The sequence below is a fragment of the Mesonia sp. HuA40 genome, assembly GCF_008017835.1.
GTDB lineage: Bacteria > Bacteroidota > Bacteroidia > Flavobacteriales > Flavobacteriaceae > Mesonia.
The window spans coordinates 1-1742 of the sequence record NZ_VRLT01000042.1; the positions used below are offsets into that span (position 1 = coordinate 1).

At 29.2% G+C, this 1742-nt stretch carries 4 protein-coding genes; 2 read left to right on the top strand and 2 right to left on the bottom strand.

Features of this window, described 5'->3' with window-relative positions:
- Positions 1-246, top strand: a 246-nt coding sequence (locus FT993_RS12415; protein WP_222708306.1) for a hypothetical protein, incomplete at its 5' end; no start/stop codon positions are given.
- A gap of 448 nt (positions 247-694) precedes the next feature.
- Here the strand turns inward: FT993_RS12415 and FT993_RS08520 are convergent.
- Together FT993_RS08520 and FT993_RS08525 are read right to left on the bottom strand one after the other, a co-directional pair.
- On the bottom strand, positions 695-1213 hold the full coding sequence (locus FT993_RS08520) for a hypothetical protein (protein WP_147862127.1): 519 nt from the start codon (positions 1211-1213) through the stop codon (positions 695-697).
- An 8-nt stretch (positions 1214-1221) separates the two neighbouring features.
- Positions 1222-1557 (bottom strand): hypothetical protein, encoded by a 336-nt coding sequence (locus FT993_RS08525; RefSeq protein ID WP_147862128.1) that lies wholly within the window; start codon positions 1555-1557, stop codon positions 1222-1224.
- Between FT993_RS08525 and FT993_RS12420 the strand changes: the two genes are divergently transcribed.
- Positions 1550-1742, top strand: a 193-nt coding sequence (locus FT993_RS12420) for a hypothetical protein (protein ID WP_222708307.1), incomplete at its 3' end; no start/stop codon positions are given. The two genes, FT993_RS08525 and FT993_RS12420, sit on opposite strands and share 8 nt — an antisense overlap.

Genomic DNA, 1742 nt, shown 5'->3' on the forward strand with positions numbered 1-1742 from the left:
GTAACGGCTTTGGCTATGATTTCGTTGCGGAAAAATACGCAGGATTTATTCCGTTGTAGCTCAAAGATAGAAAAAAGGATGGAATTTTCGGTAGAAAATTCCGCCGCAATGAATTATAGCCGTTGTTACATACTGTGGCGACACGCTCTGCTTGGAAGGTTCTGCTTTGCCGTCCAGATTTTTTTTTCCGCTCTGATTTTTTTTCCGTCCACTTTTTTATTCTGCAATGCGCTGATTTATTTTTAAAACGTAGATTTTAACATCTTTTTTTCGTCTATTTCAAATTTTTGATTCGACCTTAATTCAGCTTAATTTTTAAATTCGCTTTTTATTTTTTTGCACGATATAGTTTTATTCATTTTTTTCAGCGTAGCGCTATTTCATTCCGCGTAATGCTATTCAATTTCGCAGATTGCAATTTAAGTCAGTTGATTTTAGTAAAAAAATGATTTATTTTTTTCTCAAGTTTTTCAACCAATCAGAAAAATTATTTGTCGGTTCTGCTTTTCATTCCGAGCCATTGTATGTAACGTGATTGTATATGACAAGTAGCGTGCAGAAAAGCGCAAATTTTTCGGTTGAGCCACAAGCCAATTTTTTTGTTTAAGTTTTTATTTTAAACTTCTAAAACGCCAAATAAAAAAAATGGCGACTTTCCAAATATAGCAAAATTTTCGATTTAGAAAAGGCGTAGCTATTTGTTATATACGTTGTTACCCAACGTTTTTTTATTCACTTGTTTTTCAGTTTTGTCATTTTCTTTATTTGTAACTTTATCATAACAACCACGAACTAAGAAACCAATTATTAGTAATGGGATTCCAACAATTAGATATTTTAAAAATTCCTTTTTAGGATTTATCTCGTGGTATAAAGTTTGTTTTTTTGACCATTTTATTGTTAAAAATTCTAACCAGCTTAATTTAATCGATAACTTATAGTCAGAATATTTTAGCGGTAATACTTGATTAAGATTATTAGAAATGATATAATAATTTTTATTTGCTTTTTTTGAAGGGAAATCAGCTTTTGAAATCCTAATCAATTCAAATTGATAGTTTACATTTTCATTAATACTGATAATTTTTTTCTGTGCACCAGCAAATACTTCTGGTAAATTTGGGTTTTTAAAATTAAAGTTAATTTTTGATATAAGATTATTTTTAATAGTAATATTCCCTAAACTTATTAAATTCTCATTTCCTGCTAACACATTTTTTATCATAACAGTCTTTCAATTTCCTCATCTACTATATTTAAACAATTTTCATAAACCTTACCATCGGAATAACTCACATCCATTTCAATATTAATGATCGCCATTGATAAGCTTTTTATAGATTTATAAGTATTTGAGTCTGCCATAGCAAAGAGATATCTTTTCTTTTCGCCAGGTTTAGCTTTCATAGTTCTATATCTATTTTCAAAAATCATTTCTAAAATTTCATCATCATCCAATTCTGAATTTTGATTTTTAAGAAGCTTATATTGTTTAATGATAGTTCTTACAATACTTCCTACTGACCCTTTTTTTTGAAACCATTTAAATATGTTCATTTTTATTTTAGTTTTATCAATTTTTCTAGAATTTTTCGGTCAAATGTTGGGTAACGGCTTTGGCTATGATTTGTTGCGGAAAAATTCGCAGGAATTATTCCGTTGTAGCTCAAAGATAGAAAAAAGGATGGAATTTTCGGTAGAAAATTCCGCCGCAATGAATTATAGCCGTTGTTGGCTAAAGT

Bases quoted from the DNA above. Each gene is read 5' to 3' on its own strand.
- FT993_RS08525 (WP_147862128.1), bottom strand. From the start codon at position 1,557: ATGAACATATTTAAATGGTTTCAAAAAAAAGGGTCAGTAGGAAGTATT.